Here is a 17111-nt window from a genome sequence, read left to right as displayed (position 1 = left end):
CGCGGACGTAGTCGAACGCGTCCTGTTCGCCGGAGGCGACGTAGTGCGCCGTACCCGACTTGGCCATGTGGGTGTGCGCGCCGCCCAACTCCTCCATGGTCACTTCCTCACCGGTGACCGTCTTGATCACGTCGGGCCCGGTGATGAACATCTGGCTGGTCTGGTCGACCATGATGACGAAGTCGGTCAGCGCCGGGGAGTAGACGTGTCCGCCCGCGGCGGCCCCCATGATCAGCGAAATCTGTGGGATGACGCCGGAGGCCAGGATGTTGTTGCGGAAGATCCGGCTGTAGAGCCCCAGCGAGACGACGCCTTCGTCGAGCAGCGCGTAGATGCGTTCGCGGGCGGTCAGCTTGCCCTTGGCGTGCACCTTCTCGACCGCCGCCTCACCGACCGGGTGCAGCGTCTCGTCGGTGCGCTTGCGGAGGTCGGCCAGCTTGCCGGCGGTGTGGATGTCGATCTGGTGTTCGGCCGCAGGTTCGGTAACGCTCGTCATGGTCGTCGGTGCCATCGACTGGCCCGCCAGGCGCCCGCATCGACCGCATCGACCGGGGGCACGAAACGACAGGCCGAGCCGACCTGCGGAAGTTTGCCAGGAGTTGTAACTGCTCCCATTATGCGGTTCTATGGTCACGTCGATGCGTAGGCCGGAGTTCGAGCCGCGGCCGTCGGCCAAAATGACACGTTAGAGAGGGAAGTCCAGCGTGCATGCTGTCCGCAGATACAACGACGTTGACGGTCCGCGGGTAGCGATTGCCCATGATTATCTGACCCAGCGTGGAGGTGCCGAGAAGGTCGTACTCTCGATGAGTCGTGCGTTTCCCGACGCGCCGATTTACACGTTGCTGTACGACCCTTCGAACACTTATCCGGAATTCGCTGAGCGCGATATTCGGGTGTCCCGGTTGAATTCGTTCGGGGTTTTTCGCCAGCACCATCGCGCGGCGCTGCCAATCCTGCCCTTGGCGGCGAACTCCATGCGCGTGGATGCCGATGTGGTGGTGACCAGTTCGAGCGGTTGGGCACACGGATTCAGAACCACTGGCCGCAAGTTGGTGCACTGCCACTCGCCGGCCCGCTGGCTCTATCTGCCTGACATGTACCTCGGCGAGGACAGCAGTCTGATCAAGCGCGCCGCTCTCTCCGCAATGTCGGGACGACTACTGTCCTGGGACCGGCGCGCGGCCTTGTCGTGCGACCGCTACTTTGCGGTGTCCACCGTTGTCCAGCGCCGGATTGCCGATGCCTACGGAATCTCAGCCGATGTGCTGCCTTCCCCCGTGGCGATGTCGGGCGACGCTGCGACGCAACCGATCCCGGAGTTGTTGCGGTGGTTGTCCGCAGACGGCGAGTCGGATCCGAACGAGGCCTTCTACCTGTGCGTGTCCCGGCTTCTGCCATATAAGAACGTCGAAGCCGTGGTGGGCGCCTTCGCCGGGCGTCCGCAGCGGTTGGTGGTCGTCGGCCGCGGCCCGGACGCAGAGCGGATCGCAGCGGCCACGACACGAAACGTGCTGATGCTGAGCGAACTCACCGACGGCCAGATGGCCTGGCTGTACCGGCATTGTCGGGCGCTTCTTTCGGCGAGCCACGAGGATTTCGGGCTGACCCCGATAGAAGCAGGCGTATGGGGCAGGCCCAGCGTCGTGCTGCGTTGGGGCGGATTCCTGGACACCGTGGATGAGGGCATCACCGGGATCTACTTCGACGAACCCGAAGCGGCCGCTATCGCCGAGGCGCTCGATCGTTTCGAGACGTCCTCCTTCGACCCGGACAAGGTTCGTCGCCACGTCGAGCAGTTCACCGAAGAAAAATTCGCCGAAGCGCTGTACGCAGCAGTGGACGAGCTCGCGGGACGGCCGAGGTGACCGCAGGCACCACCGCCGTCGTCACGGGCATCACCGGTCAGGATGGCCACTACCTCGCAGACCAGCTCCTACGGGAAGCCGTCGACGTGCACGGCGTGGTGCGTGCCGGTACGAAGCCGACGGATATCCGATCGGCGGTCACCATCCACGACGCCCGCCTGACCGATGCCGGGTCCGTCGCGGCCATCGTCGACGCCGTCGAACCCGACTTCGTGTTCCACCTCGCCGGAATGTCCTCCGTGGCGGCCTCCTGGGAGAACCCGGTCTACGCCACCGAGGTGAACGCGCTGTCGACGGCGGCGCTGCTGGACGCCTGCCTGCGGACGCAGGATCGCACCGGCAAGCCGATCGTGTTCGTGAACGCATCGAGTTGCGAGAATTTCGCGGGATCGCCCGAATCGCCGCAGACCGAGACCACCCCGATACGTCCGATCTCACCGTACGGAGCGTCGAAGGCGTTGGGCCACAGTCTGTGCCAGATCTACCGGGCTCGGGGCCTCGAAGCGTCGAACGCGGTCCTCTACAACCACGAATCACCGCGCCGTCCCACCAGTTTCGTGACGCGCAAGATCACTAGGGCGGTTGCGGACATCGCGGCGGGCAGGCAGGACCGCCTGGCACTCGGTGATCTCAGCGTCCGGCGCGACTGGGGTTGGGCGCCGGATTACGTCGACGCCATGTACCGGATGGCGGTGCACGGCAAGGGCGATGATTTCGTGGTGGCCACCGGCGTCGCCCATTCGATCGCGGACTTCGTCGCCGCTGCATTCGCGGTCGCGGGTATCAGCGATTGGCAGGAATTGGTGACCAGCGACGAAACTCTAATTCGGCCTGATGACCGAGCCGCCATGGTCGGTGATGCGACGAAGGCGTGGGAGTCACTCGGCTGGAAGCCCACGAAGTCCTTTGAGGAGATTGTCGTTGCAATGGTCGAATCGGATTTACAACGGGAGCCAAACACGTGATTCCAGAACTCTTTGTCGCAGACCCCGAGGACCGGGCGAGGAAGTTGGCGGCGGCGCCAGGGCTGAAGATTCCGCCGGATCCCACATGGGAACTAGGGCCCGACGGGCGCGTCCTTTGGTACAAGATGCAATCCATGTCGTTTGCGCGCAAGGTGCGCAACCGCCTCTCCACGATCCTGTTCAACATGATCGTCACCTACATCCCGTCGCACTTCATCCGGCAGAATTTCCTGCGCTGGGTCGGCGGGTCGACCATCGGCAAGGGGTCGACGATCTTTCGCGGCACCACCGTCTTCGATCCGGAGTTCCTCACGATCGGCAACGACACCACGATCGGATTCCGCTGCTTCCTGGATTCCCGGGCGGGCATCGCGATCGGTGACAACGTCACCATCGCGAGCGACACCCAGATATTGGGCGGCGGGCATGACATCAATCATCCGGACTTCCTGCCCTGCCCGATTCCGACCGTCATCGAGGATTACGCATGGATCGCGAGCCGCGCAATGATCCTGCCGTCACACATCCATCGCGGTGCGGTCGTGGCCGCACACGCGTTGGTCACCAAGGACGTCGGTGAGCTCGAGGTCGTCGGCGGGATCCCGGCCAAGTTACTGACCAAACGCAATCCGGACGCCCTGAAGTACAGCGGCCACTACCGCCCACTGTTCTTCTGATGGCCACCGACCTCAAGGGCTACCGCCTGATCTACATCGGGCCGCGCAACCACGTGACCGCCGTCGGCGACTACACCGAAGACCTCGCCGAGGCTTTCCGCCCGCATTTCGGCGACGTCGCCGAGGTACGGGTGGCCGGCCCCGGCGACGAGACCTGGGCCGACGTCCGTGCGGTCCGCAAGCAGGTCAGGGACCTGGTCGAGAGCTGGCCCGCAGGCCGGGTGCTGGTGCACTCGGAGATCGCGTGCGGCATGCTTTCGCCGTTCTGGTCGATCGCCGGCCTCAAGGGCATTCCCGTGTCGTTGACGATCCACGATCCGCCCCAGGCGCTGTGGTTCATCGCCAGGACCAGGTTCGTGGCCCGTCACCGACTGCTGATGCACGGTTTCCACTACCCCGTGCGGCCGGTCTCGCGATGGCTGGAGGGTGTGATCAACGGGCGCCGTGACATCTTCGCGCTCAGCAAGACCGGACGGGCCTCCATCGACGAGGTGTACCCGCACACGCACACGCACTACGTCCCGTACCGGGTGTCGGAGAAGAAGACGGTCCTGCCTGCCGAGGACCGGCCGAAGGCCGTCGGCTTCTTCGGGCTGGTGTATCGCGGAAAGGGCTTCGAGCAGATCGCCCAGATCCGGCGAGAATTGCCGGACGACATCCTGATCCGCGTGGCCGGACGGGGCACCGAAGCGCTGCCGCGAGCCGAAGGCATCGACATCCTCGGTGGCGTGGACGGCGACGAGGAAGACGCCTTCTTCGAGTCGGTCCGGGCGATCGTGATTCCCTACGGCAAGCGGCACTGGTATGCCGATACCTTTCCCGCGTCGTCGGTGGCCGCGCACGCACTGGCCTACCGGACTCCGATCGTCTGCACCGGCTACGGGTCGCTGGCGGAATGGGACGCCGAGACCGGGGCGGTGGTCGTCCCGATGGGCAACGGTGATCCCAACGCACTGCCCGCCGGTTTCTCCGACGCCATCGCCTCGTTCGTCAACGATCCGGGGCGGGTGACCGAACTGGGTAAGAATGCCGATCGCACCCGCGAGGAGCGTTCCTCCCCGCGCACCGCCGAAGCGTTCGTCCATGCGTGGACGGAAATGCTGGACCGTCAGCGCGGGAGTGGCTGAGCCAGGCACCGCGCCGCATCAGGAGATAAGTCGCCGGGCTGACCGACGGCGACGTTCGATGCCCAAACACCATCTGCTCCAAGGCAATTACGACGAAGGGGATCGCGCATGACGAAGGTCGTTTTCCTGGTCTCGAAGGATCCCGTCACCGAGCACGGCGGCGACATCGAACTCGCCAGGGTGGTCCTGCGGCTCGCCGCGGAGTCCTTCGACATCCGCGCGATCTGCCTGTCCGACGAACCACCGGGTGAGTCGGTCACCGACGTCGTCAAGGGTGGGCTGCGCTTACTGCGGATAGCTCAGGACCCGGTCAAGCCCGCGCAACTGCTGGCGGGTTCGGTGCTGCAGCGCCGCAGCCTGGTTCACATTCGGTTCGACACCGACGAACTCCTCGAGGCGATCGAGGCCAGCGACGAAGACGTGTTCTTTTGTGAGCACAACTACATGGCCGAATCCTTCATCCGCAGTACGCACTTCGGCAAGAAGGGCTTCGTCGTCAACACCATCAACACCGAGTCGCAGGTGTGGTTGGCGACGCGTGGTGTGCTGGGCCGGATCGAGGCACCCCGGCTGTTGCGCGACGAACTACGGGTCGCCAAGCTGGCCAACGGCGTTGGCTGCTACGAGATCGAGGAATCCGAGATGTACCGGGCGAACGGCGTGGCGGGGGCCAGGTTCATGGAAGTCACTCTGCCGCCCGCCGAACAGATCGACATCTCGCAGACAGGTCGGCGACTGGTGTTCCTCGGCGGACGGGACTGGCCGCCCAACCAGGAGGCGTTCCTGATCGCTCTGCGGCTGTGGCCACGAATCGCCGAGGGCATCCCGGACGCCGAACTGTGCGTCGTTGGCGCGAAGAAGACGGGTTCGACGGATCCGGTGTACCCGGACCGGGCTCGCGATCTGGGCTTCGTCGACGATCTGCCCGCGTTTCTGAAGACCTGTCGCGCCTTGATGGCGCCGATCAGGACGGGTGGCGGCGTCCGGGTGAAGCTGCTCGACGCGGCGAGTCAGGGATTGCCGGTGGTGGGTTCCGGTCCCGCCGTCGGGTCGCTGACGTCGGTCTTCGGCATGTCCACGTTCGACGACGACGACGACTTCGTCGCCGAATGCCGGCGCATGCTGCTCGACCGCGATGCCGCGACCGCGGTGGGCAACGAGTTGTACGAGGTCAACCGCGCGCACTGGGCGAACAAGCGCCCGCACCGTTCTGTCGAGGCACTGGTGCAGGCCGGACTCGGCGGCTGACCACTCAGGTGAAGGTGACCTGGGTGCAGATCCATGGCAGCCAGGTGATGTAACCGTGCTCGAACGTCACCTTCGTGGCCCAGCCCTCCCGCACTTCGTCGGTGAGCGCCAACCCGAGCGGTGGCGTCCAGGCTGCGACGAAGCCGCCGCCCACCGCGTGGGCACCGGTCGCCGGTGACCACCACACCCGCATGCCGGACGGCGAATCGAAGTCCTGGTAGCCGTTCTGGAACTGGGTCGTCGGGGCGACGCCGAACTGACGCGCCTTGTCCGCCACCGGAGTTGGCGATGCGATGATGCCGGTCGGCGTCTCGAACAGGGTGCTGATGGTGCGTGCCTGCGCCCACACCGTCGGTGTGGCGCGGTACACCGGACTGAGCACCTCACCGTATGACGGGTCGGTGATCGCGCTGAAGCGTTGATACTCGGCGGATTTCGGGATACCGGCAGCGATGGCATCCTTCATGGCCACCTGGGCGGGCTTGGCCGACCAGTCGGTTCGGTACACGCCGAATACGTTCTCTACGTCGGTGCTGCCCGTTTGTCGGTCGCGGGTGGTGTGAATCATGATCGGCCCGGTGTACGGCATCTCCTGCCACTTCGTGATCAAGTCCATGATGTAGGCAGCTTGCCCGGCCTCGTCCGTAGCGGTCATCGGCTCGCCGTACTCAGTGGCCCAGATCTTCTTGCTGGCATCGCCATTGGCGACCATGATCCGCCGCAGTGCCACCGTCTGGTCCAGTGGTGAGTTGGCGATCGCGTACCCGTCGGAGAACTTCAGCGAGTAGTGGTAGGGATGAAACGAGAGGGCGTCCATGAAGTTCTTCGCACCTGCGTCGTACATCTGCTGGACGAAGGTGACGGGGTTGATCAGCCATGTCCCCCAGTCGACCACCGAACCGACCACGCCGCCTATCACCGTGGCGTTGGGGTCCGCCGCCTTGATCTTGGGATACGCCGCCTTGAGCAACTCTGTGTACCCCGGGGGGTCGGGGACCGGGGCGAAGAACTGGGCTCCGTTGGGCTCATTCCAGACCTCGTAGGCCGAGACCTTTCCCCTGTACCTGGCGGCCACCTTCTCGCAGAAGTCCGCGTACTGGGCTGGTGACGCCGGACGACCCGAGATCGCGGGCACGCCCGGTGCCACTGCCCACGCGGGCGACGCGTTGATGATGCCGATGACGGCCATGTTCCTGGCGACGGCCGCGTTCACCGTGCGGTCGACATTGGTCCAGTCGAACTGGTTCTGGACCGGCTCGGCGCCCGCCCACGGGATCATCAGCCGAACGTTCTTGACTCCTGTCTGCAGCATCTTGTCGAACGTCTGGTTCACGTCCGCGTCGGTCATGAAGTAGGAGTCGGGGTCGTGGAAGCCGATGGTCGTGGGAAGCGCAGCCATGCGTGCCGTCTGCGCGACGTCGACCTCACGCGGGTGACGCGACGGCAGGGCGAACCAGACGACGGCCGTCGTCAGCACGCCGACGGTCAGGCCTGCGACGAGTTTCTGAATGATCCGACGGCGCGGCGGGCGTCTGGGTCCCCGCACGGGTCACCTCAGACTTTCCGGCAGGAACCCGCCACGACGAAGATTGACGACATCAACGAATTGAGCTGAGTATGCCGCGTCATCGAGGCGTTCCCAGGGTGGGTTCAGCGGTGTGTCGTGATCTTCGAGGAACGTCAACCGCACCGACAACATCGACGAGTTGCAGGGCGGCCGACGATGAATTCGTGGGTCGGTCCGCAGCGACGATCGCGATGCCAACAATGCGGTGAGCGTCACAAAGTGGACATAAATCCTGCGGACCTTCGCCAATCCTCGGGACGACGTCTCAGCAAAGCTGATGACCACGCCCGTTGTAAACGTCCAGCTGATGAATTCTGCGGCGTCGGTAAGCGTGTGACCAGTGAAGATAAGCGACACGCCCGAGACGATTACGAAAACTATCAGGAGTTTCACGAGTGGGTGAAACGGGGTTGCCTCGCCACGATGCGCGAAGGCGATGAGCACGACGCCATCAGCAAACGGAAGGTCGAGCGGCACGTCGATCCCGGGGGATCAACCGAGCGGCAGCAACGCGAGCGGGGCGCCAAAACCAGTGCCAGCCATTGCGGATGTCGCACGCCCATGGGCAGGACGACCGGCACTGCCGCGAGCCCGGCCGGGGCCGGCGACGCCTTCGCGCCGCCGCGCACGGCCAGCGCTGCAACGGGCGACCGCCCGACTACAATGGCGATGCCAGCTACCAGTTCTGATTGCGACCGCACCGCCCAACTCACAGAATCAACACGAGGCGTTGTGTTCGCTGAAAGCAACGGCCCGCGCCGAGCTGGCGATGTGCTTTGCCGTGCTTCGACAGCTATGGTGAGTATGTTGCGGCAAACTACGAGCGAATGGAGATCCCGTTGGCGATCGGGGATTACCTGCGGACATTTCGACGGTTCTGGTGGCTCGTCGTGGTCGCCGCCATCCTTGGAGGTGGCATCGGATATGCCATCACCTTCTTGTCTACTCCCGAATACCAGTCGACCGCTCGCCTATTCGTTACGACGCAGAGCGGAACCTCGGTGGGTGACGCGTACCAGAACAACCTGTTCTCGCAGGAGCGGGTGGTCTCCTATGCCGGGCTCGCGACCAGCGAGCAGGTCGCGGCGCGCGCCGTCGACCAGCTGAAGATGCCCATCACCCCGGACGAGTTGCGGGCGAAGATCACCGCGACGCCCCTTCCGAAGACGGTCCTTCTCGACATCTCCGTGACCGATACCGACCCGGCTACCGCCCAGACCTACGCGAACGCGGTCTCCGACCAACTCGTGCAGCTCGTCAGCGAACTCGAAACCTCCCGCCGAGGCGGTACGCCGGCCGCCGGTGCGATCCTGCTCGACGACGCAAACTACCCGACCTCGCCCTCCGGGCCGTCGTTGCTGACCCTGGTGGGCCTCGGCGCCGTCGGTGGCGCGATCGTCGGCCTGCTGTTGGCGGTCGGAATCGGTGCCTTCGATTCGCGGCTTCGCGCGCGCGACTCCGTCGAGGCCGTCACCCGCTCACACGCGCTCGGTGCCTTGGTCGCCGATCCGCGCAGGTCCGGCGTACCGGTCGTCAACCTCGCAGCAGGCGGACTCGCCGCTGAGCGACTGCGTGAACTCCGCACCAATCTCCAATTCGCGCGCACCAGCGCTGGGCAACACCCGACGGTCATCGCCGTCACCAGTCCGTCGCACGGCGACGGGCGAACCACGACGGCCATCGACCTCGCGGCCACCTTCGCCGAGGCCGGCCGCTCGGTTGTGCTCGTCGAGGGCGACTTCGTGAACCCCGGGTTGATTGATCGCCTTGCCCTGACCGATGCCGAGCGGGTTCGCGCGGTGCAGCACGGCTTGGGTACGGCTCTCGCGGGCGACCACGACGTCACCGCGGCCGTGATCCCGTCCATCGGGGGCGCGCCGTTCGCGCTGCTGCCAGCGGGTCCGTCGGCGTCGACGCGCCGCCGGCTGTGGGGTGACGAAGCGGCGGGCCGGGTGATCGAGGCGCTGCGCGCGGGATTCGACTACGTCGTCATCGACACCCCGCCACTGAACGAAGCCTCCGATGGCGCAGTGGTCGCCGCGCTCGGCGACGGTGCGATCGTGCTCGCCAGGATCGGCCACACCACCACGAAGGGTCTGCGCTCGGCCATCCAGGTGCTCGAGGCAGCCAGCGCCGAGTTCATCGGAACCGTCGTGACGTGTGAGCCGGGGCATAAGCGCGAACTGTCCAAGCAGCCCGTCGAGGCTCCCGCAGCCGTGGTCGCGCCGCGCGAGAAGTCGGGGGAGGCCACCGCCACCGCCGACGTCCCTGCGCCGGCAGCGACCGAGCAAACCGCTCCGACCGCTCCGAACGGCACGGCCGAGGACACAGCGACCGAGGCGATCAACCAGGCAGGGGTCCATCGACTCTCGGGCGTGAAGCGCGAAAGTCGGTGACCTAGTGGCGGTCTGGCGTTTTGTATCGTGCGCGGTGCTGACCGCAACGCTCGTAGCGGGCTGCTCCTCGGCCACTCCGGTCGCGTCGCCACCGGCCAGCCACGCACCGGCGGTGAAGACCTTCGACCCGATCTTCGACGGTGCCGCCGGATGGGGGCCGCCCAACCTCGCCGACGACGGTCCCGGCTCGCTGGTGTCCGTCGAGGTGATGCACGGCAACGAGGAACTCGAGGACGCCAACGCGACCTATGCGCGCATCGTCTACCGCTCCACGTCGGGTATCGACGGCGCTCCCACCGAAGTCTCCGGCGTCGTGGCCGTCCCGCCGGGGCAGCCCCCCAAGGGTGGTTGGCCGATCATCTCGTTCGGCCACGGCACGACGGGCGTGCAGAATAAATGTGCGCCGAGTCGGTTCCCGACGCTGCCTGGCAACGGCTTCATGATGCAGGCGATGGTCCTGAACGGCTTCGCCGTCACGATGACCGACTACCAAGGACTCGGTGTCCCGGGCTACTACCACCCCTTCCTGGACTCGAGGACCTTCGGCTACAACATGATCGACGCGGTGCGCGCCATCAGGCGGGTCGGCGCGGACCTGAGTGACCAATGGGTCGCCTTCGGGCACTCCCTCGGTGGCATGGCGGCCTGGGCCGCCGCGGATCAGAACGGTACGTACGGCCAAGGGCTCGACTTGATGGGCACGTTGGCGATGGCGCCGGCAGCCGACATGGCCGGGATGGCCGACGCGGCGTGGGACGGAACTCTGACCGCCGACCAGCGGGTGGCGATGGTCTTCGCTCTCGAGACGCTGTCGTGGTCGCATCCCGACCTGGATCTGAACCGCTACCGTCGCGGCTTCACCGCCGAGAACTGGGACAAGCTGTTGGACTGCCTACCCCCCAACCTTGACGACGTCATGGCGACGCGGTCCAAGATGCTGAATTCCGATCTGAAACCCGAAACACCGGCCGACCGCGATCGGTTGCGTGACCTCCTGCAAGCAATGGCAGTGCCGCAGCACAAACTCACCACCCCATTGATGGTGGTGTACGGCACCCAGGACACCCTCGTCGACCTTCCGTGGTTCGAGCAGGCGGTGTCAAAGGCGTGCGCGCAGGGGGACCACATACAGCTCGAGAAGAGCATCGGTCAGGGGCACAGCGATCTTGACAGCCCGTTCGGACTGCCGTGGTTGCGTGATCGTCTGACGGGACAGACGATTCCCAACTCGTGCGTTGATGAGCCGTGAGGCCACCGGTCGACGTTCCGCGCGTTCGGGACTATCTCCGCATCCTCGCTCGCGGTTGGCTCGTAATCCTCAGTGCGACCGTGCTTTCCGCCGTCGCGGTGGTGGCCTTCGAGCGCTATGTTCAGGCGCCGGTCTACGTAGCCTCCACGCAGCTGTTTGCGGTGGTGCCTGGTGACGCAATGGTGCACGCAGCGTATGAAGGCAACCGCGGCAGTGCCGTCAGAAGCGAGACCTACGCACAACTCGCCACGTCGACGATCGTGACCCAGCGGACGATCGACGAACTCGGACTCCCCGACACGCCGGCACAGTTGGCTGAACGCATCTCGGTCAGACCCGTGCCGGACACGCTGTCGCAGTTCGCCTATCCGCTGTCGGTTCTGCTCAACGTCCAGGTCAGCGGCAGCGATGCGGACGGTACCGTCGACGTCGCCAACGCCGTCGCACGCAACCTCTCTGCAGCGACACAGGAACTGGAGTGGACGGGCACAGAATCCGGCCCGTCGCTGTTGATCGTCGACGAAGCGAAATCGGCGACGGAGGCGCACCCGTCCTTGCTGTCCAGCGCTTCGATCGGCGGAGGCATTGGCTTCGCCGTGAGCTGCCTGGTGATCCTCGGTCTGGGCATCGGACGCGACAGGGTGCTCAGCCGCGATCAGCTCGCCAACCTCACAGACCAGCCGACGGAGGAGTGGTGATGGGCCGCCGCACGCCGCTGGCACTGCTTGCGGTGCTCGCAGTGGTGGTGCTCGGTGCATGCGGGCAACCGAAGCCACCGCCCTCACCGCCGGCCGACTACGGGTCGAGCATGCCGGGCGTGCCGGTCAAGGCGGACCTCTCCGGTTCCGGGCCAGGCACGGTGACCTCGGCGGTCACGTTGGCCAACGTCGATCGCCGGATCATCAAGGTGACGTCCTTGGCCGCTCGCGTCGTCTACGAGTCGAAGTCAGGTATCGACGGAAGTTCGCAGCAGGTCTCGGGTTCGGTGTTCGTACCCAACGGGAAACCGCCGCCGGAGGGCTGGCCGATCGTGGCGATGGGGCACGGAACCACCGGCGTGCAGCACGACTGCGGGCCGTCCCTATGGCCGAATCTCCTTGGTGCATCAGAAGCCGTCGCGACATTGGTGAGCGGGGGCTTCGTCGTGACCCTGCCCGACTATCAGGGCCTCGGCATGGATCAGACGTATCACCCGTATCTGGACTCGACCACGGTTGGCTACAACCTGATCGACGCCGTTCGCGCGGCCAGGAAGGTCGTCCCTGCGGCGTCGGACCGGTGGCTGGCATTCGGGTCGTCGCAGGGTGGGCAGGCCGCCTGGGCGGCCAATGAGCTGGCAGGCAGCTATGGCGACGGACTGCAGCTGCTGGGAGCGGTGAGCGTATCGCCCGCTGCCAACGTTGCGGGCCTGGCCGACGCCGCCGCGGCGGGAGCTCTCACTCTCGAGCAGAGCTCGGCACTGCAGTGGGTGCTCGTCGCGCTCAAGGAAGAACATCCGGAGTTGGACCTCGACGACTACCGGCGCGGCATCGTGGCCGAGAAGTGGGACGTTCTCTCGGCCTGTGCCGGACCGCTGGTCAATCAGCGCGGGGACGTCACCAAGCAGGTGACCCCCGACGACCTGCGACCCTCCTCGGCGGCAGCGGTCGACCGCTTGCGCGAATACCTGGCGCAGATGAGCCTGCCGAAGGCCCGAACGTCGGCGCCGATGCTCATCCTGTTCGGCGAGCTCGACAAGGTGGTGGCACCGCAGTGGACCGAGGCCGCCATCGGTCGGGCGTGCGCGATGGGCGACGTCATCGAGGCGTATTCGGTGCCGGGGCGCGGGCACGACGACATCGACGGATCCGTCGCGCTTGGGTGGATCAAGCAGCGGTTCGATGGTGTCGATGCGCAGAACTCCTGCGACGTCGACCAAGGGCCCGTGCTGCAACTGAGCCCCAAGCCCTGGTATGAGTAATGAGGGCGGAACCCAACGGGTCCGGAGGCGGGTGACACGTCGCAAGGTTCTCCTGACAGCAGTCCCGGTCCTTGTCGTGGCCGTTGTCCTGGTTCTGGTTTCGCTGACCGTCGGCCGCCCGGCGCTGGAACGACTGGTATCGGGTTCTCGATCCGACAGCAGCGAGCCGAAACCGATTGAGTCTGCGGACCTGACCGGTACCGGGCCGGGCTCGCTGGTGAGTGCCGTCACCATGGAGGGCCTCTCGCGCACCAACTTTGGGCGATCCGTCCGCTCGGCCCGGGTGCTCTACCGCTCGACGTCGGGAGATGACGGCGCGCCGACGGTGGTGTCCGGAACCGTGTTCACGCCGTTGGGTGATCCTCCGCCAGGTGGATGGCCGGTGGTCTCCTACGGGCACGGCACCACCGGCTGGCAGGAGAACTGCGGTCCGTCGCTTTCGGTGTCGTTGTTGGGCCAGGACCTCGTCGTCGACGGCTTCACCAAGCGCGGGTATGCGGTGGCCATGGCCGACTACCAGGGTTTGGGCGCGCCGGGCATTCATCCCTACAGCGACGCACGCACCGCGGGGTTCAACATGATCGACGCGGTGCGGGCGTTGCGGGCCACGTTCGGCGGCGTTTCGGACCGCTGGGCTGCGCTCGGCGGGTCCCAGGGTGGCGGCGCGGCATGGTCGGCCGACGAGCAAGCCGCGACCTACGCACCCGAACTCACCCTGGTCGGCGCCGTGGGTCTGTCACCGGCCGCAGATGTGAAGGGGCTGGTGGACAAGGCCGTGGCAGGCACGCTCACCGACGATCAGGGCCCGGTGCTCCAGGCGATCCTGTTCTCGCTCGCGCGACTGCACCAGGACTTCAACCTCGATGACTACCGGCACGGTGCGGCGACTCTCTATTGGGACGTGTTGGCCTCGTGCAGCGGACCCGACGTGCACGCGCGCACGGCGGCGGGGAAGGCACTGGGTCCTCGTGACTTGGCGCCGAGCACTCCGGAGGCGGCAGACCGACTCCGGCGGCTCCTGGCGAAATGGGCGCTGCCGCAACGCAAACTGTCTGCACCGTTGTACGTCGAGTTCGGCGCGAAGGACACCTACATCGACCCGGAGTGGACCATCGCCGCGATCAAGCGCGCCTGCGCGCTCGGCGGGAACGTGTCCTGGAACGAAGACCCCAAGGCCGGCCACGGAGACATCGACTGGGCTGGGGCGCTCGACTGGCTCAACGATCGATTCGAGGGCAGGCCTGCGGTCAATGAATGCTCGTAGAAACCCCGATGGCGACGGCCCGCTCTGGCGGCAGTTGATCATCGAAGCCAAGTGCATCGTCAAGCGTCGAATCGCCAAGCCCGGCATCCCGGTGGACGAGCCCGAGCTGCCCTATCTCGTGGTGCCGATCCTCGGGCAGTCCAACGCATTCGGGATGGGGCTCGGGCTGGACCCGACGGGGCTCGACCGCCAGCACCCGTTGGTCCACCAGTGGGCAATGTGCGGGCCCTCGAAGGGAACCGTGGTTGCGGGCGTTGATCCGCTGCTGCACGAAATTCCGTGCAAGAGAGTCGGATTCGGCCCCGCATTCGCCAAGCGGCTGGCCGATGAGACGGGCCGGGCGGTGCTGCTGATTCCCGGCGCGCGTGGTGACACGTCCTTCACTCCGAAGAACGGTTACACCTGGGATGGGAACGACGGCGCGACGAGGGTGAACCTCTATCGGCGAGCCGTTGCCGCGATCGACGCAGCGCTCGATCGGTACCCGGGCAGCCACGTCGCAGCCATCCTCTGGCACCAGGGCGAGACCGACGTCCCGCTGATGTCGCCTGCCGCCTATCAGGAGAAGCTCGATGCCCTGATCGACGACCTGCGTGACCGGTACGGCGCCGACGTTCCGGTCGTTCTCGGTCAGATGGTCCCCGAGGAGATGGAGCTCAGCGGGAAGCCCTACGCGGGAATCGATGCGGTGCACCAGGACACTCCGAATCGGCGCCACCGCACTGCATTTGCGCCAGGGCCTCGGTCGGCGTTCAACAGTGACATCGATCGGCACTACAGTGCCGCGGGTCTACGAGAGCTGGCCGAACGGATGTGGTCGGCATACAGCGCGATGTGCCCCGACGCGCTGAGCGACTACCGGTCCGGCGGAGAACGGAAGGGTAGGTAGATGCGCGGTTGCGCCCTGCTCGCATGTCTGCTGTCGGCGGCCCTGTTTGCGACGGGCTGCACCCGACATGCCCCGGCCGAGACGACCGACCCTCGTGCGGCGTCGGGGATGTCGCTGCCTGGCGAATTCGGAGGCCAGGAGCCCGGCTCGCTGATCTCTGCGAACGGCATGCCGACGGTCGATCTACGGCTCAGTGTGGTGTCTTCGGTGGCCGCGCGCATCACTTATCTGTCGACCTCCGGCATCGACGGCAGCCGACAGGAAGTGTCGGGAACGGTTTTCGCGCCCAAGGGCGACCCCCCCGAAGGTGGCTGGCCGGTCATCGCCTACGGGCACCCGACCACCGGCACCCGCTCGGAGTGCGCACCGTCGCTGGACCCGACGCTGCTGGGTCTCTCGACGACGGTCACGGGATTGGTCAAGGCGGGCTTCGTGGTCGCCATATCCGATTACCAGGGACTGGGACTGGACCACACCTATCACCCCTACCTCGATGCCACGACCGAGGGCTACAACCTGATCGATTCGGTGCGGGCCGCGCGCAAGCTGATCCCCGACACCTCCGACCGTTGGGCGGCCTTCGGTGGCTCCCAGGGCGGTCAGGCGGCGTGGGCCGCCAACGAGCTGGCCGCTGAATATGGTGGGGGCCTGACCCTGGTCGGGTCGGCGAGCTATTCCGCGCCGCTGGCAATCGACGGTTTCGTCGATGCCGCCGTCGACGGAACCCTGACCTCTGAGCAAAGACTTGCACTGTTGCAGATCTTGACGTCACTCGCACAGGAGTCGGCGGACTTCAATCTCGATGACTACCGCAGGGGTGTCGCCAGCGCCAAGCACGACGTCCTGCTCTCGTGCAAAGGCCCTGAGGTCGCCAAACGTGACGATCTAGCGAATCAAGTGTCAGCCGATGACATGAGGCCGGTGGATCAACAGGCTGCTGATTTCCTCCGAACTCGACTCCAGGAGATGTCTTTACCTCACCTCACAGCAACGGCTCCGATGTTGGTCGTCTATGGTGGGCAGGACCAGATCGTCCCGCCGACTTGGACGGATCGAGCGTTGGACGCGGCCTGTAGGAAGGGGGACGTCATTCAAATCGAGCTGCAAGTTGACAAGGGTCACGCCGACGTCGACGGCGGATCAGCGTTTCCGTGGGTCAACGACCGGTTTGCCGGCGTCCCGCCTCGCAACGATTGCCCGGCGTTCATCGGGCTGCCAGAGCCACCAGTGGAACCCGATTCGTCCGACGCGACGGGCTCCGCCGATGCACCTGCGCCGGCCGAGGCCTCCGGGTGACGGCGAACGTCGAACCCCGCACGTCCGCTCCCGAAGTCGAAGTCGAAGTATCGACAAAGCCCAGGATCATCGGCCTGGACGGGGCCCGCGGTCTGTCCTGCTTGGGCGTGGCGGTCATGCACATCTGCGGTCACTACTCGCCGGACACGGCCTCGGCCTACCGAACCAACCTGTTCGGAACGGGCCTGATCTTCTTCTACGTGCTGAGCGGCTTCCTGTTGTTCCTGCCCTACCTGCGGAACCTGATGGCGGATCGCGAGTCCGCCACGTTGCCCAGTACGAAGAACTTCGCGATCCACCGGTTCGCGCGGATCATGCCTGGTTATCTGGCCATCTTCCTGCTGTGCAACTACGTCTTCAGCGTGGCGTACGTCGAGAACGCGGCCATGCAACCGCCGCGAACCGATGAAGGCACGGGAACCATCACCGACATCTGGCAGCTGCTGGCCAACCTGACGCTGGTGCAGTCCTATGTGCCGCAGTACTTCCAGACCGGTCTGAATCCCTCCTGGTCGTTGACTCTGGAGTTCGCGTTCTACGCGTCATTGCCCGTGCTCGGTGCGCTGCTGTTCATGCTCCGCAGACGAACGTCGCTGCCTCCCTTC

The 17111-nt window shown here is 65.8% G+C and carries 16 protein-coding genes; 13 read left to right on the top strand and 3 right to left on the bottom strand.

The genetic code is table 11. From position 1 onward, the window contains the following. The coding region (locus tag QOC69_RS36665) for a carboxyl transferase domain-containing protein (RefSeq protein ID WP_526447853.1) at positions 1 to 496 on the bottom strand (496 nt) is incomplete at its 3' end. A gap of 208 nt (positions 497 to 704) precedes the next feature. Here QOC69_RS36665 and QOC69_RS36660 point away from each other — a divergent pair. The 5 genes from QOC69_RS36660 to QOC69_RS36640 all read left to right on the top strand — a co-directional run bounded on the left by QOC69_RS36660 (position 705) and on the right by QOC69_RS36640 (position 5885). Then, positions 705 to 1868, top strand: a complete 1164-nt coding sequence (locus QOC69_RS36660) for a glycosyltransferase (protein WP_526447851.1) — start codon at positions 705 to 707, stop codon at positions 1866 to 1868. After that, positions 1865 to 2833 carry a GDP-mannose 4,6-dehydratase gene (locus QOC69_RS36655; RefSeq protein ID WP_526447850.1) on the top strand — a complete coding sequence of 323 codons (969 nt, stop codon included), beginning with the start codon at positions 1865 to 1867 and terminating at the stop codon, positions 2831 to 2833. Before QOC69_RS36660 ends, QOC69_RS36655 begins: the two co-directional genes overlap by 4 nt. Positions 2834 to 2967: 134 nt before the next feature. Further along, positions 2968 to 3510 carry an acyltransferase gene (locus tag QOC69_RS36650; RefSeq protein ID WP_526447848.1) on the top strand — a complete coding sequence of 181 codons (543 nt, stop codon included), beginning with the start codon at positions 2968 to 2970 and terminating at the stop codon, positions 3508 to 3510. Continuing rightward, on the top strand, positions 3510 to 4637 hold the full coding sequence (locus tag QOC69_RS36645) for a glycosyltransferase family protein (RefSeq protein WP_526447846.1): 1128 nt from the start codon (positions 3510 to 3512) through the stop codon (positions 4635 to 4637). The genes QOC69_RS36650 and QOC69_RS36645 overlap by 1 nt, the downstream gene beginning before the upstream one ends. Positions 4638 to 4745: 108 nt before the next feature. Beyond that, positions 4746 to 5885, top strand: coding sequence for a glycosyltransferase (locus QOC69_RS36640; protein ID WP_526447844.1), 1140 nt, complete (start codon positions 4746 to 4748; stop codon positions 5883 to 5885). A 4-nt stretch (positions 5886 to 5889) separates the two neighbouring features. Here the strand turns inward: QOC69_RS36640 and QOC69_RS36635 are convergent, their stop codons facing one another. Beyond that, on the bottom strand, positions 5890 to 7431 hold the full coding sequence (locus QOC69_RS36635) for a cellulase family glycosylhydrolase (RefSeq protein ID WP_526447842.1): 1542 nt from the start codon (positions 7429 to 7431) through the stop codon (positions 5890 to 5892). Between the two features lie 3 nt (positions 7432 to 7434). Next, positions 7435 to 7929 (bottom strand): hypothetical protein, encoded by a 495-nt coding sequence (locus QOC69_RS36630; RefSeq protein WP_526447840.1) that lies wholly within the window; start codon positions 7927 to 7929, stop codon positions 7435 to 7437. 350 nt (positions 7930 to 8279) lie between these two features. Between QOC69_RS36630 and QOC69_RS36625 the strand changes: the two genes are divergently transcribed. The 8 genes from QOC69_RS36625 to QOC69_RS36590 form a co-directional block, all read left to right on the top strand. After that, positions 8280 to 9848, top strand: coding sequence for a tyrosine-protein kinase domain-containing protein (locus QOC69_RS36625; protein WP_526447838.1), 1569 nt, complete (start codon positions 8280 to 8282; stop codon positions 9846 to 9848). A gap of 34 nt (positions 9849 to 9882) precedes the next feature. Next, positions 9883 to 11097, top strand: a complete 1215-nt coding sequence (locus tag QOC69_RS36620) for an alpha/beta fold hydrolase (RefSeq protein ID WP_526447836.1) — start codon at positions 9883 to 9885, stop codon at positions 11095 to 11097. An 80-nt stretch (positions 11098 to 11177) separates the two neighbouring features. Continuing rightward, complete coding sequence (locus tag QOC69_RS36615; RefSeq protein WP_526447834.1) at positions 11178 to 11795, top strand: YveK family protein; 618 nt, start codon at positions 11178 to 11180, stop codon at positions 11793 to 11795. Then, on the top strand, positions 11795 to 13057 hold the full coding sequence (locus QOC69_RS36610) for an alpha/beta hydrolase (protein WP_526447832.1): 1263 nt from the start codon (positions 11795 to 11797) through the stop codon (positions 13055 to 13057). The genes QOC69_RS36615 and QOC69_RS36610 overlap by 1 nt, the downstream gene beginning before the upstream one ends. Before the next feature lie 76 nt (positions 13058 to 13133). Next, on the top strand, positions 13134 to 14321 hold the full coding sequence (locus QOC69_RS36605) for a lipase family protein (RefSeq protein WP_526447830.1): 1188 nt from the start codon (positions 13134 to 13136) through the stop codon (positions 14319 to 14321). Next, the gene (locus QOC69_RS36600; RefSeq protein WP_526447828.1) at positions 14308 to 15210 is read left to right on the top strand and encodes a sialate O-acetylesterase; all 903 of its coding nucleotides are present in this window, start codon (positions 14308 to 14310) and stop codon (positions 15208 to 15210) included. Before QOC69_RS36605 ends, QOC69_RS36600 begins: the two co-directional genes overlap by 14 nt. Then, complete coding sequence (locus QOC69_RS36595; protein WP_526447826.1) at positions 15211 to 16506, top strand: lipase family protein; 1296 nt, start codon at positions 15211 to 15213, stop codon at positions 16504 to 16506. Continuing rightward, on the top strand, positions 16503 to 17111 hold a 609-nt coding region (locus tag QOC69_RS36590; RefSeq protein ID WP_526447824.1), incomplete at its 3' end, for an acyltransferase family protein. The genes QOC69_RS36595 and QOC69_RS36590, both read left to right, overlap by 4 nt.

The organism is Mycobacterium sp., assembly GCF_032162105.1.
Classification (GTDB): Bacteria; Actinomycetota; Actinomycetes; order Mycobacteriales; family Mycobacteriaceae; genus Mycobacterium.
Note: the sequence above shows the minus strand (reverse complement) of the source record. Positions and strands in the feature narration are given on the sequence as shown.

Bases quoted from the DNA above. Each gene is read 5' to 3' on its own strand.
- QOC69_RS36610 (WP_526447832.1), top strand. From the start codon at position 11,795: ATGGGCCGCCGCACGCCGCTGGCACTGCTTGCGGTGCTCGCAGTGGTG.
- QOC69_RS36625 (WP_526447838.1), top strand. From the start codon at position 8,280: ATGGAGATCCCGTTGGCGATCGGGGATTACCTGCGGACATTTCGACGG.
- QOC69_RS36650 (WP_526447848.1), top strand. From the start codon at position 2,968: ATGTCGTTTGCGCGCAAGGTGCGCAACCGCCTCTCCACGATCCTGTTC.
- QOC69_RS36645 (WP_526447846.1), top strand. From the start codon at position 3,510: ATGGCCACCGACCTCAAGGGCTACCGCCTGATCTACATCGGGCCGCGC.
- QOC69_RS36640 (WP_526447844.1), top strand. From the start codon at position 4,746: ATGACGAAGGTCGTTTTCCTGGTCTCGAAGGATCCCGTCACCGAGCAC.
- QOC69_RS36595 (WP_526447826.1), top strand. From the start codon at position 15,211: ATGCGCGGTTGCGCCCTGCTCGCATGTCTGCTGTCGGCGGCCCTGTTT.
- QOC69_RS36600 (WP_526447828.1), top strand. From the start codon at position 14,308: ATGAATGCTCGTAGAAACCCCGATGGCGACGGCCCGCTCTGGCGGCAG.